The organism is Pseudomonas sp. LBUM1674, from assembly GCF_059695635.1.
Genome location: NZ_CP166779.1, coordinates 4,371,769 through 4,384,067 on the forward strand (window position 1 = coordinate 4,371,769; position 12,299 = coordinate 4,384,067).

At 59.4% G+C, this 12,299-nt stretch carries 12 protein-coding genes; 4 read left to right on the forward strand and 8 right to left on the reverse strand.

Annotated elements, in window-relative coordinates:
* Nucleotides 1-147 precede the first annotated feature (147 nt).
* On the reverse strand, nt 148-1,239 hold the full coding sequence (locus tag ACA067_RS20100; RefSeq protein WP_497462812.1) for a VOC family protein: 1,092 nt from the start codon (nt 1,237-1,239) through the stop codon (nt 148-150).
* An 84-nt stretch (nt 1,240-1,323) separates the two neighbouring features.
* Nucleotides 1,324-1,938, reverse strand: coding sequence for a TetR/AcrR family transcriptional regulator (locus tag ACA067_RS20105; protein WP_497458166.1), 615 nt, complete (start codon nt 1,936-1,938; stop codon nt 1,324-1,326).
* A gap of 310 nt (nt 1,939-2,248) precedes the next feature.
* On the opposite strand from ACA067_RS20105, the gene ACA067_RS20110 reads away from it, so the two are divergent.
* Nucleotides 2,249-3,517 carry an NADH:flavin oxidoreductase/NADH oxidase family protein gene (locus ACA067_RS20110; protein ID WP_497458167.1) on the forward strand — a complete coding sequence of 423 codons (1,269 nt, stop codon included), beginning with the start codon at nt 2,249-2,251 and terminating at the stop codon, nt 3,515-3,517.
* Here ACA067_RS20110 and ACA067_RS20115 read toward each other — a convergent pair.
* The 5 genes from ACA067_RS20115 to ACA067_RS20135 all read right to left on the reverse strand — a co-directional run bounded on the left by ACA067_RS20115 (nt 3,506) and on the right by ACA067_RS20135 (nt 7,925).
* Nucleotides 3,506-4,153 (reverse strand): TetR/AcrR family transcriptional regulator, encoded by a 648-nt coding sequence (locus ACA067_RS20115; RefSeq protein ID WP_497458168.1) that lies wholly within the window; start codon nt 4,151-4,153, stop codon nt 3,506-3,508. The two genes, ACA067_RS20110 and ACA067_RS20115, sit on opposite strands and share 12 nt — an antisense overlap.
* Before the next feature lie 2 nt (nt 4,154-4,155).
* Nucleotides 4,156-5,814 carry a bifunctional 3-(3-hydroxy-phenyl)propionate/3-hydroxycinnamic acid hydroxylase MhpA gene (gene mhpA / locus ACA067_RS20120; RefSeq protein WP_497458169.1) on the reverse strand — a complete coding sequence of 553 codons (1,659 nt, stop codon included), beginning with the start codon at nt 5,812-5,814 and terminating at the stop codon, nt 4,156-4,158.
* A 164-nt stretch (nt 5,815-5,978) separates the two neighbouring features.
* Nucleotides 5,979-6,305 (reverse strand): AzlD domain-containing protein, encoded by a 327-nt coding sequence (locus ACA067_RS20125; RefSeq protein ID WP_497458170.1) that lies wholly within the window; start codon nt 6,303-6,305, stop codon nt 5,979-5,981.
* Nucleotides 6,302-7,042: an AzlC family ABC transporter permease gene (locus tag ACA067_RS20130; protein WP_497458171.1), complete on the reverse strand. Its 741-nt coding sequence runs from the start codon at nt 7,040-7,042 to the stop codon at nt 6,302-6,304. Before ACA067_RS20130 ends, ACA067_RS20125 begins: the two co-directional genes overlap by 4 nt.
* A gap of 97 nt (nt 7,043-7,139) precedes the next feature.
* Nucleotides 7,140-7,925, reverse strand: coding sequence for a FadR/GntR family transcriptional regulator (locus ACA067_RS20135; RefSeq protein WP_497458172.1), 786 nt, complete (start codon nt 7,923-7,925; stop codon nt 7,140-7,142).
* A 161-nt stretch (nt 7,926-8,086) separates the two neighbouring features.
* Between ACA067_RS20135 and ACA067_RS20140 the strand changes: the two genes are divergently transcribed.
* From ACA067_RS20140 to otnI, 3 genes are all read left to right on the forward strand, one after another.
* A complete protein-coding gene (locus ACA067_RS20140) occupies nt 8,087-9,397 on the forward strand; it encodes an MFS transporter (RefSeq protein WP_497458173.1) in 1,311 nt (436 codons plus the stop codon).
* Nucleotides 9,398-9,411: 14 nt separating this feature from the next.
* Nucleotides 9,412-10,386 carry a D-erythronate dehydrogenase gene (gene denD / locus ACA067_RS20145; protein ID WP_497458174.1) on the forward strand — a complete coding sequence of 325 codons (975 nt, stop codon included), beginning with the start codon at nt 9,412-9,414 and terminating at the stop codon, nt 10,384-10,386.
* Between the two features lie 108 nt (nt 10,387-10,494).
* Nucleotides 10,495-11,292 carry a 2-oxo-tetronate isomerase gene (gene otnI / locus ACA067_RS20150; protein WP_497458175.1) on the forward strand — a complete coding sequence of 266 codons (798 nt, stop codon included), beginning with the start codon at nt 10,495-10,497 and terminating at the stop codon, nt 11,290-11,292.
* Between the two features lie 110 nt (nt 11,293-11,402).
* On the opposite strand, the gene ACA067_RS20155 is transcribed toward otnI, so the two are convergent.
* Nucleotides 11,403-11,999 (reverse strand): eCIS core domain-containing protein, encoded by a 597-nt coding sequence (locus ACA067_RS20155; RefSeq protein ID WP_497458176.1) that lies wholly within the window; start codon nt 11,997-11,999, stop codon nt 11,403-11,405.
* Between the last annotated feature and the right edge of the window lie 300 nt (nt 12,000-12,299).

The window sequence follows — 12,299 nt, forward strand, 5'->3', positions numbered from 1 at the left end:
CCGCGCTCGGTGGCGCGAGAACTGTGGTGTTGTTCTGAGAGGGGGCTGGCAACGCTGCAGATCAACGAGCCGCCGGCGATCAAGGCGCCGGCTTTAAGCACATCCCGCCGGCCGTACTGGGTTGAGTTGTCCGACATGGCGGCAGTCCTACCCGAACATCCGCATGAGTGTGATCAACTTGCGAATGGTCAAGTCCGGGCTGCGTCGCAGGTTGCGGATCAGCGCACGCAGACTGGTCAAGCTCATCTTGGGTTTTGTAAAACTCTTGGGCATGAGCTGTCCCCACTGGGCCATTGCCTCGGGGCTCACCGGATGAATGCCCGTAGGCCGAGTGGCCGTGAAAATATCCCCGTCGCAGTAATGCTCGTGCTTATCGCCCCAAGGGTCTTGCCAGTAATCGAAGATCTGACTGCCCAGAATGTGTCGGCCGATGCCCCATGAGTGTTCCCAACCGCGCTCGCGCAGGACGCGCTGTCCCATTCCCACCGCGTCTGCATCGACGACCTCATAGGCGCTATGGCTATAGGTAGCCATGAACCCTTGCGCAATCGCCAGCGTATGGTGAGCCGCCGGCATGTCACCCAGGTCAAGGCGCATGAAGGAGACGATGGGTGTGCCATCGGGGAGTACTTGCACATCACTGGGAATAAGCCCGAAATGCTCTGTATACCAGGCACAGGTCGACTGATAGTCGGCCACTTCGATGACGATGTGGCCCAGTCTGATGACTTCAGGCGGAGCAATTGGCGGACGCTGTGTGGCATTGATTCGCGGCTGCTCCTGCGCCAGATTCCAAGGAAGAGGAGCCCTGTGTTCCAGAGTTTTACCGGGAGTCTGGTCGCAAACAGCTTCCACAATGAAGCCGGAAGGATCGGTCAGTCTGACGTAATACCCGCCACCAGGATGATCCGATTTCTCTACCGGTGACGCGCCTGGGATTCGAGTCAGCTTTTCCAGATCCTTAAGCGATTGGACTTCCAGGCCGAAACCTACAAAGCCTGCCTTTTCTGAACGATGCACGCGATAACAATAGGCAGTTGGCTCAGTGCCGCGCAGATACAGCGTATCGGCGTTCTGCCGACTTACCGTCAGGCCGAAATCAGTCAGGAAACGCGCTGCCTCGTTCAAGTCCGGCCGTTGAAAGATCAGGTGAGTCAGCGCCTGGGCCTTCACCGTCGGCTGCGGATGCCGGGCGGGTTGTGGTGTCGCCAACCGGTGCAATTCGTTTCTATTGTTCATTGTTCTTGTTTTCCGGGTTTTTAGGGCAAAGCTGTCCCGCACCCCTGAAAACCAGGGGTGTTGTCTAGTGAGTCAGTCAGGTGCTCAGTCGAGAGACGGAAGTGCCGGCAACTCTAGGGTCGCCAACGCACGCGCCTCCTCTGGCGGCACACCCAATGCCCGCAACACCAGCTCGGCGGTGTCAGAGCCCGATTCGCGCCACGTTTTGTGACCTTCCAGCACCAGGAAAATCGAGCCCAGGGTGCCGCTCGATATCAACGTCAGTACTGAGAGCAATTGCTCCTGCGCAAACGTGTAGCGCCCACTGGTAAGCCCGCTCAGAAGATCCGTCGTCGCTTGGCTGCTGAACATTTCGCGCAACGAAGCATTGCTCATGGCGAATTTATGGATGAATGCCCCCCACCGGGAGTCCTCGTGCGCTCGACGAATGAAAAATCGAATGCCATTGGCCAGGCGCTGAGCCGGATCGGACAGGGAATTGAAGCTCTTGTTGACGCGTTCATGCATCTCCCTCGCAAGCTGGCCAGCGACTGCCTCGAACAGGCTTTCCATACTGTCGATGTTGCTATAGACCGTTCCGCGCGCCACCCCTGCCTCCTGTGCGAGGTCGAGAATGTTCACTTGTGAGGTGCCTCTTTCAGCGAACAGGCGAAAGGCGGCTTGATGAATGCGGCGCTGTGTTGGATTCAGGGATTCCACGGTTCTCTCTCCAGGATTACCTTATGGACTGATTGAACACTTGTGTTCATCTGGCGTCAACTAAGTTTTTTCAATCAAGTACGTCACTCTTCAATGAAAACCGTTATCTGCCCAAAGAAAATGGATGGCCGGTTGATGTACAAGATCTGTTGAGGGCTCTACACATTGACACGAATGAACACGCGTGTTCAGCTACGTATCGTATTTGTGGCTCGCCTTCTCGGCAGGTCATCAAGCCGGCCCATCGATACTCAAACGGTATGACCCTTAGCGATGGCTGGCCGAATTTTCATTAGCTGAAGGACAGAACATGACCGGCTCAACGCTCTTCGAACCGCTTCGATTGCCTAACGGCACGGTAATTCCAAACCGAATCGCCAAGGCTGCCATGGAGGAGAACCTTGCCAATGAGGATCACGCTCCAGGGGAAGCGCTGGTTAAGCTCTATCGGCGTTGGGCAGAGGGTGGGGCTGGTCTGATCATCACTGGCAACGTGATGGTTGACCGCCACGCCTTGACCGGACCCGCTGGCGTAGTGCTTGAGGACGATCGCAACCTGGGCAAATTCAAGCTATGGGCCGATGCCTGCCGCAGTCGCGGGGCCCAGGCCTGGATGCAAATCAATCATCCCGGACGGCAGCTATTGGCTTCAATGGGGCAACCGGCAAGGGGCCCCTCCGCAGTTGCGGTCGATATCCCCGGACTTTCAAAAGCTTTTGTGCCGCCCAGGGCCTTGAATGAGCAGGAGATCGAAGAGCTGATTGAGCGCTATACCCAAGCGGCGGTGTTGGCAGAGCGCGCCGGATTCACTGGCGTGGAGATTCATGCAGCGCATGGCTATCTATTCAGCCAATTCCTTTCGCCCTTGACCAATCGGCGTGACGACCGCTGGGGCGGCAGCCTGGAAAACCGCACGCAAATTCTCCTGCAAACCATCGACGCAATACGTCAGCGAGTGGCACCGATCTTTTGCGTCGCCGTGAAGCTTAATTCCGCCGACTTTCAGCGTGGCGGGTTCGATGCCGCGGATGCTGCTCGCGTAGTGGAGATGCTAAACGCCAAGGCGGTCGACCTGGTCGAGTTGTCGGGTGGCAGCTACGAAAGCCCGGCTATGCAGGGACAGACCCGCGATGGCAGCCGCTTGGCCCGGGAAGCCTACTTTCTCGAGTTCGCAGAGAAAATAGGCGATATAGCGCGCATGCCGCTGATGGTCACTGGCGGAGTGCGTAGAAAGGAGGTCGCGGAGCGAGTGGTGAGCGGTTCGGTGTCGATGGTCGGACTTGCCACTGCATTAGCGATCGAGCCAGCCCTGCCGAGGCAGTGGATGGCAGGTCGGGACATCAAAGTGGAGCCCATCGTCGTCCGCTGGAAGAACAAGACGCTGGCATCGCTGGCAGTGGCATCGGTGATCAAGAAGCAGCTTGGCTTGCTGAGCCAAGGGAAACAGACAAAACCCGGGACGTCGCCACTCATGGCATTGATCGGCAATCAACTGAAGTCTCGTCGCCAGGCGAAGAGCTATCGGCGATGGATTGATCAAGCCTGGCCGATCAAGGATGACAGCAGATCAGGCGGGTAACGGCTTGCCCGCGATTCTCCTGGCTCTGGCAGGTGTGACGCCCAGAGCCTGGAGAACCATTTCGGCGACCCGCAGGTCGTGCTCCGCCACTGCACGCCCTTCGACAACTGAGCGCATTGCTCCGGTTGTGCATGATAAGACGATGTCCAGGGCGACCCCTTCGTCCACGTAAGCAAAAATGCCCGCACGCAGCCCCTCACGCAGATCGCCAAGTACATGGGCCGCCAAACGCGAGCGCATTGCCTGGTCGAAATGGATGATGCGCAGTAGCGCATTCGCCCATTGGTGGTCGGCTGCGGCCTGGCACACAAACATGCGCACGCCGATCGAAAGCCGCTGTGCGCCGCAGTGCACGTCCCTACTCATGGCGGAAATGGCGTCAGAAAACTCGGCGGCCATGGCGATGCCCACCGCCTCGAGTACTTCATCGCGAGTCCGAAAATAGTTGTAGATGGTGCCGTTGGAGACCGCTGCTTCCGCGGCCACCTCGAGCAACGCGATCTCCCCCACCTCCTTGCGTGCGACAAGACGCAATGCCGCGTCCACCAGGCCGCGACGGGTGCGCTCACGCTTCTTGTGGCCTCGCGTGAGAGGTTGTGGCGCAGTCGCTTCTAAAGGAGGAATGGGGGAATGCATGATCAAGCTCGTAACCTGGTGGGTTCGCTGATGGTAATGGAAACGCTATCAGAAGTGGCGTCTTCGCTGGCCAGCAGGTCCCGGCAGGCTCGAAGAAGACTGCCTGCCTCTGCGCCAGGGACGTGGTGCATGATGATTCGGTCGGGACGAACCGCGACGAGCGTTCCTTTAGGGGCCAGCGGCAGGATGTCATGGTTCATGTCTTCGATGAAGTCACAGCTGCCGCCGGAGCGTTGGCCGCGTGTTCTGACCTCCAGGAAGTGGCCTCCCATTTTTTCCCAGGAAACGATCTGATCAGTGGTTAGCAGTGACAACGGGTCAACACCGAATCCAACCAGGGTCAGGTTGTCTCCTAGAGCATCGTCGCTCAGTTTGATCTGCTTTTGCATGGTGCGAATCCAGGTTTGGGGAAACAGGCTGCCACGTACCAGCTTGTCGCCCCGACGATGCTGCACGAACAGGCCTTGTTTGAAGGTATTCTTCGGCTTGATGTCCAACTGTTCGAAGTACTTCCTGGTAGCGGGAGTCAACGCCAGCATGCGCATCAGACCATGGATAAAGAACGCTGCGATCTTGTGCTTGGGCATCACCATCCGGCCCATGAGTTTCGCTAGATCGATCATCGCCTTGGCATGGGGGCGGCGCTCCAGGTCATAGGTATCGAGTATTGCAGGCGCGGCATGGCCGCGAAGGACCCAGGCCAGTTTCCACGAAAGGTTGGCGCCATCTCGAAGTCCCGCTACGAGGCCTTGCCCGACAAAAGGAGGGGTGATGTGCGCTGCGTCGCCGGCGAGGAAGATGCGTCCTTTGCTGAATCTGTTGCAGCAACGCGCGTGGAATCGATACACCGCCTTGCGCTCGATTTGCAACTCTTGCGGGTCGATCCATGGCGCGATCAGCCGGGCTATGCTTTCCGGGCTTTGCAGCTCTTCCCGGGATTCACCGGGTTGCAGCATGAACTCCCAACGCTCCCTGCCGCCAGGTGCGGGCATGTGCGGCGTTGGGCGCTGCGGATTACAGAGGAACTCAATGTGATCAATCGCTGACTTATGCCGGTTCATGACATCGACAATCAGCCAATCCTCCGCATAGGTCTGCCCTTCGAACTCCTGGCCAATCAGTGCCCTGACCCTGGAGCTTGCGCCATCCGCACCGACCAGGTACTGGGCGCGAACGGAATGCGATTGCCCATTCTGATCCCGTACGGAGGCGACGACGCCATCCGACTCCTCGACCAGACTCTCAAGCTCGAAGCCACCAAGACTGGTCACTGACTTCAGTCGGGAGACCTGGCTGCGCATCGCGTGTTCGAGGTCGGGTTGATAGAACGTCACCAGTTTCGGATGGCCGTCGATGCACCCCTCGGTATTGGCTCGACCGAATTGCCCGAGCACCGGGGAGTGCATCCTCACTTCCGGGATAACGATCTTCTCGAAAGCGTCTTCCGACAAACCGGCGAGTTGCAGGATGCGCAGCGCCTCGTTGTCCAGAGCAATGGCACGAGGCATCAGTACGACCTCATGGGTCTTGTCCAGTACCAGGGTCGTTACTCCATAGCGGCCGAGCAGCGCCGCGATTGTTGCACCTACCGGACCGTTTCCGACGACCAGCACGTCGACGGCGGAGGGAGGCAATTGGGAAACTTTCTTGTTGTTGTTCATCTCGAGCCCTTGTTGTGATTGAAGTCGTGAGGCGCGCAGGTCTCATCGTCAGGCAGGGTCAAGGTATGCAATATTGAGGATAATTTCAATATTGATATTTTTGTCATTTATTTTTCAGGATCATTACCAAGCCGCGCAGCTGCTGACCAACCCGTTGCGCCGCACTACAGCCCCATAAACTTGAATAACCACAACCCTCCCATCCCAACCGCCAGCGTCAGCATCGTATTTCGAGTCTGCCAGGCAACCCAAGCCGCAATAATGGCCGCGGGTATCTGGGGGTTACTCAACACGAATTCACCCTGCCCATTGGGGTACACCACGGCGGGCAGCACCAGGGCTGCCAGCACACTTGCCGGTACGTACAGCAAGGCCCGTCTCAGCACCGACGGGATGCGCAACCGGCCATACAGTTCGACAAAGGAAAGACGCATGGCGAAGGTTCCCAGGCCGACCGCCAGAAACAGTCCCCACAAGGCTAAATCACTCATGGTGTCTCCCTCTCGACGTCAGGGGTCGACGCCCCGCTCAATGGGCGTTTGCGAACACTCTCGATCAGCAGACCCGCCATGACACCGCCGATGGAAGCGGTGACCAGACCAAGGTTGTACGGCATATCGACCGCGATCGCGGCGAGCAGCCCACCGACCGTGGCGGCGCCCAGGGTTGCCGCGCTACGTAGGCCGGGAACCAGAAGCGCCAGGAAGGAAAGCGGTATGGCAAAGCTCAATGACCAGGTCTCGGGGATGCTTGCGCCCAGGTAGATGCCCGCCAATACCGACAATTGCCAGGACAGCCACATGGCAACGGCGGTGCCGGCATAGTAGTAGTGAGCAAATGGTCCCAGTTCGCCTGAGGAAAGCTTGAGACTGCACAGCGCGTAGGACTGGTCAGAAAGCATGTAGGACAACGGCCACGTCCAGCGCCGGGGCAAGTGATGCAGAGAGGGGGCCAGTGACGCGCTGTACATGATGAAGCGCAGGTTGATGACCAGCGCGGTGACCACGATCGCCAACGGCACGATGCCCGTATGGAGCAGTTGCAGTGCCACCATCTGCGCGGATCCGGAGTAGAACAGCAGCGTCATGCCCATGGTCGTGCCCGGCGACAGGCCCATGTCGATCGCCATGACCCCGGTCAACAGGCCGAAAGGAACGACGCCGGGACTCAATGGAATCAGCGCCCGGACACCTTGCATAAACGCTTCCCTTCCTGTTCGGTACGGCATTTCGTCTCCTTGTTATTTTGTTCGCGCCGCCGGTTCGATTGACCGTACGCCCGGCTGCTCTGAAGCTGGATACAGGCGCCCGTAAACCCGCACCACGCTATGACGTCCTCGCCCCCGGGTTCTGCCAGAACGAGGGATCGGCACTCTTGAGCCGCTCAACCGCATTATTGATGTGGTTGAGCGCCGCATGGCGCGCGCCTTCAGGGTCGCGTGCGGCGATGGCCGCGTACACCGCGGAGTGCTCGCCCCGCACCGTCTTGGCCAGGTCCCGGCGGCGTTCCTCGTTGGAGCGCGTGATGCGGATCGCCTCTTTGATGAATTGAGCGATGAATTCGTGCAGCGACGGGTACAGCGGATTGCCCGTGGCTTTGGAAATGGAGTGATGGAACGCCAGGTCTTCCTCGACGCCATCGCGACCTGCCTGCTCGGCGGCATCGATGGCCTTCAGCGCCTGGTGGATGGCCTCCAGCTGCTCGGGCGTGCGTCGCTGCGCCGCCAGTGCAGCGGCCTCCCCTTCGATACCGCGCCGTAATTCGGTGACGCGCAATACCGCCTCGATCGACCCGCAGACATCCAGATCGATGGTGAACGCCTTGATGTGCGCGCCTTCGCTGACCACGGTACCGCTGCCTTGGCGGACCTCCACCAGACCGGCTGACTTCAGGCGCGAAATCGCCTCGCGGATGACCGTCCTGCTGACCCCGAAACGCTCCGCAAGCACCGGCTCCGTGGGCAGGCGCGCACCCGGCAGCGCTTCGCCATTGGCGATATATGCCTTGAGGGCCGCAGTGACCTGATCGGACAGCGTGCCCTTGGCGGAATCCTTCAGCACAGCCAGTGCATCGGCGGAACAGGAAGATTTATCAGGCGTGGGCATAGGCATCTCTGGGCTCAAATCGGTGAACGGTACTGCATTTTAGACCCGCCGTCCTCCCTGGCATTCCTCTCTTGAATTCGTATGACGTATTATGATAAAAAACCGCCGTTCATGTAATCCGATAAAAACAAAGTCACCCACTACAAAAATAAGGATGGGGGAAACACATGACTGAATCAGTGATTCAAACCGGTGCCAGCGTGCCCGCTGATCGCTTCGAGGACCTGGCATATCGCAAGGTCGCGTGGCGTATCCTGCCGCTGTTGTTGCTGTGCTACCTCGTCGCCTACCTGGATCGGGTGAACGTGGGTTTCGCCAAATTGCAGATGTCCGACGATCTGCAATTTTCCGAAGCTGTCTATGGGCTTGGCGCAGGGATTTTCTTCATTGCGTACTTCCTGGTGGAAATTCCCAGCAACCTGATCCTGCATCGCGTCGGTGCGCGGTTGTGGATCGCGCGCATCATGATCAGTTGGGGAATCATTTCCTCCGCTATGGCACTGGTGAATACGCCAATGTCCTTCTACATCATGCGCTTCCTGCTGGGGCTGGCCGAAGCCGGGTTCTACCCGGGTGTCATCCTCTATCTGTCCTACTGGTTCCCGACCCATCGCCGCGGCAAGATGTATGCCCTGTTCGCCACCGCAGTGCCGCTGTCCGGGCTGATTGGCGCGCCCTTGTCCGGCTGGATCATGAGCGCCTTTAACGGTGACCATGGGTTTGCCGGCTGGCAATGGCTGTTTTTCCTTGAAGGGCTGCCCTCGATCGCCGTCGGGATCCTGGTGATTTTTTGCCTCAGCGACCGGATCTCCAAGGCCGGCTGGCTCACCAGCGAAGAGAAAACCCTGCTGCAGACCCGCATCGACGCCGAATCCGCTGGCCATCAAAAACACAGCCTCAAAGAGGTGTTCCTGCAGCCGCGCATCTGGCTGCTGACGGCCATCTATTTCTGCATGATCGCCGGCTTCTACACCGTGGGCTTCTGGTTGCCGACGCTGATCCGCCAGGCTGGGGTCAGCGATGTCTTGCAGGTCGGCATGCTCACCGCCATCCCTTATGCCGCAGCGGCACTGACCATGATCCTGGTGTCGCGCAGCGCCGATCGGCTGCGCGAGCGGCGCTGGCACCTGGCGTTGACCGCCGTGCTCGGCGGTATCGGCTTGTTCATCTCCGCCACCTGGAGCGACAACTTCACGGTGTCCATGATCGGCCTGACCCTTGGGTCCATGGGGGCCATGAGCACCCTGCCGCTGTTCTGGAGCCTGCCCACCGCCTTCCTCGGAGGCACGGCAGCGGCAGCCGGCATTGCCCTGATCAATTCCTGGGGCAACCTGGCGGGCTTCGTCTCTCCGTACTTGATGGGTTTCCTCAAAGACGCGACCCACAGCACCACGATCGGCATGTATGTGATGGCAAGCGCGCTGTTCCTGGGCGCCCTGCTGGTCTTCAGAATCCCCGGAAAACTCGTCAACCACTGACGTTGGAGTAACTCATGAATATTCTCGTGACCGGCGCAGCCGGCTTCCTCGGCCGCCGCCTGATCGAAGCCCTGCTGCTGCGTGGCTCGCTCACCGACCGTGCCGGCCAGACTCGACCCATTACTCAAATCGTCGCCTTCGACATGTTCGCGCTCGAGGGGATCGATGATCCTCGGGTCAAGGTGGTGTGTGGCGATATCGCTGACCCTGAAGTGCTGGACAGCCTGATCGATGCGTCCACTGACAGCATCTTCCATCTGGCGGCGGTGGTGTCCAGCCAGGCCGAAGGCGACTTCGAACTGGGCATGCGCATCAACTTCACCGCGACCCAGAACCTGCTCGAACGCATTCGCCTGCTCGGCACGTGCCCGAAATGGGTGATGACCAGCTCCGTCGCGGTGTTCGGTGGGCAACTGCCGGAACGGGTCGGGGATGATCATGTCTGGGCGCCGCAGAGTTCCTATGGCACGCAAAAAGCCATGAACGACCTGCTGCTCGCCGACTACAGCCGGCGCGCATTCGTCGATGGCCGCAGCCTGCGCATGCCGACCATTGTGGTGCGTCCGGGCAAACCAAACCTGGCTGCTTCCAGCTTTGCCAGCGGCATCATCCGCGAACCGCTCAACGGCCAGCACAGCGTGTGTCCGGTGCCCCTCGATACCCGGCTCTGGCTGATGTCGCCAGCGCTGGCGATTCGCAACCTGATCCATGGTCATGAGCTCTCCAGCGAGCAATTGACTCAGGGTCGTGTGATCAATATGCCGGGCCTGTCCATTACCGTCGAACAGATGATCGATGCACTGCGTCAGACCACGGGCGCAGAAGTGGCCGGACGGATTCGCCTGGAGCGCAATCGCGCAATCGAGCGCATCGTCGGTTCGTGGCCAGGGGCCTTTTGCGCCACCTACTCCCGGGATCTGGGGTTCACCGCGGATGAGGATTTCATCGAGGTGATCAAGCAGTTCATGAATGAGTATCTGCCGGGATAAACCGGTGCCGCCGCTCGACCGAGCGGCACTGGATGAATTGCACGGTTTTTTGCTGTTCAGTGGTAACCCCTCGGCCGTACGATTGATTTTTTGATTTCAGGAGTCTCCATGCCTCGTTTCGCTGCCAACCTCAGCATGCTCTACCCGGAACACGACTTTCTCGACCGTTTCGCCGCGGCCGCCGCCGATGGGTTTCAAGCGGTGGAATACATGTTCCCCTACGACTACAGCGCGCAACAATTGAAACAACGGCTCGATGACAATGGCCTGGTCCAGGCCCTGTTCAACGCACCTCCCGGCAATAGGGCGGCAGGCGAAAAAGGCACAGTGTCCCTGCCTGGCCGCGAATCCGAGTTTCGTGCCGGTTTCGACCAGGCCCTGGAATATGCCGCAGTACTGGGCAATGACCGCATTCACGTGATGGCCGGACTGCTGGCGTGCGAAGCAGACCGTGCCAGACACCATGAGACCTACCTGGAAAACCTCAGCCACGCGGCGACAGAAGCGGCCAAGGTGGGCATCACTGTATTGCTGGAGCCGATCAACACCCGCGACATTCCGGGGTTTTTTCTCAACCACCAACATCAGGCACAAGCCATCTGCAAAGCCGTCGGCAAGGCCAATCTCAAGGTCCAGTTCGACGTCTACCATTGCCAGATCGTTGAGGGTGACGTGGCGACGAAGCTGCGGCGGGATTTCGCCGGCATCGGGCATATCCAGATCGCCGGAGTGCCGGATCGCCACGAACCGGACATGCACAATGAGTTGAATTACCCCTACCTGTTCAATCTGATTGATAAGCTGGGTTACAGCGGCTGGGTGGGTTGCGAGTACCGGCCACGCGGCAACACCCGCGAGGGTTTGAAATGGTTGCGCGATTGGCAGGACCGGTCGATCCAGGGCTAGTCACAGGTTCCAGGACAGCGACTGGATGTGACAAGCACTGTCCTGGATACTGCTTCCACTGGTGTCCGCTTTGGGAAGTGGCCTTTGCTGACAGGCAGCTTCGCTACCCGTCAGTGAGTCCCTTCCCGCACCCACCGTCGGACCTCAACCTGTACGGCATAAGCCGGCGCCTCCACAGCATTGAAATCCTGGGTATACCGCTGGGCAAATCCTTCTACCCCCCATTCCTGATACTGCTGCACATGCTTGAGTTCGTGAGCCCAGAGCGCGATGTCCTGTTCTGCGGCTTGAGCGTCCCGGAAGAGGATGATGTCGATCAGCGTCACGGCACCGACATCGGGGTTTTGCAGCATGGCCGTGGCGGCGCTGAATTGACCGTTGTCGCTGACTTTGTAGCGCGCGGTATCGAGGACGCCGGGGTCGTACCAGCGCAGCAGTTGCTCGCGGATGTGCGGTGGGATGGGTTGGATGCCGGCGTTGGCGGCTTCGGCGCGGGCTTGGGTCAGCCACAGCGCCAGGGCAGGTGCTGCGACCTGGAAGATGCCATCAGGCAGGGGGCCGAGCAGCGGTCCCAGGTCTGGCAGGCAGATGCAGCCGTCCAGGCACACTGGTTTCTCGCCAGCTGGGCAGAGGTTGGTCTGGGCTGGCACTTCAAGCGTCAGGCAAAGAACAAACACCGACATCAGGCGCGGGGTGACAGGCGGCATCGGGCGCTCCAGGGACAGCGCGAACAGTGGGTCACAATTGATCGACGATCCTCATGGCATTAGCGTAGTCCCGAACCACGCGCCCCCAAGATAATCGCAGGAAACGACAGACCATCTTTCCTGCGAATCCCCACTTTAGCAGGCATGCGTCCGCGACAGCTCTTGGCTGGTAGCAGCCGTCGTGACAGTCAGCAATCGGCTGAAGCGGTCACTGACGAATGAACCGATCACCCCTAGCGTCCGTTCAGGGCACAGTAGTCATTTAAGATGGCCACGCTGGTTTACCGACCCGGCATGATG

Bases quoted from the DNA above. Each gene is read 5' to 3' on its own strand.
- ACA067_RS20100 (WP_497462812.1), bottom strand. From the start codon at position 1,239: ATGAACAATAGAAACGAATTGCACCGGTTGGCGACACCACAACCCGCC.
- ACA067_RS20110 (WP_497458167.1), top strand. From the start codon at position 2,249: ATGACCGGCTCAACGCTCTTCGAACCGCTTCGATTGCCTAACGGCACG.
- ACA067_RS20115 (WP_497458168.1), bottom strand. From the start codon at position 4,153: ATGCATTCCCCCATTCCTCCTTTAGAAGCGACTGCGCCACAACCTCTC.
- mhpA (WP_497458169.1), bottom strand. From the start codon at position 5,814: ATGAACAACAACAAGAAAGTTTCCCAATTGCCTCCCTCCGCCGTCGAC.
- ACA067_RS20125 (WP_497458170.1), bottom strand. From the start codon at position 6,305: ATGAGTGATTTAGCCTTGTGGGGACTGTTTCTGGCGGTCGGCCTGGGA.
- ACA067_RS20130 (WP_497458171.1), bottom strand. From the start codon at position 7,042: ATGCCGTACCGAACAGGAAGGGAAGCGTTTATGCAAGGTGTCCGGGCG.
- ACA067_RS20135 (WP_497458172.1), bottom strand. From the start codon at position 7,925: ATGCCTATGCCCACGCCTGATAAATCTTCCTGTTCCGCCGATGCACTG.
- ACA067_RS20140 (WP_497458173.1), top strand. From the start codon at position 8,087: ATGACTGAATCAGTGATTCAAACCGGTGCCAGCGTGCCCGCTGATCGC.
- denD (WP_497458174.1), top strand. From the start codon at position 9,412: ATGAATATTCTCGTGACCGGCGCAGCCGGCTTCCTCGGCCGCCGCCTG.
- otnI (WP_497458175.1), top strand. From the start codon at position 10,495: ATGCCTCGTTTCGCTGCCAACCTCAGCATGCTCTACCCGGAACACGAC.
- ACA067_RS20155 (WP_497458176.1), bottom strand. From the start codon at position 11,999: ATGCCGCCTGTCACCCCGCGCCTGATGTCGGTGTTTGTTCTTTGCCTG.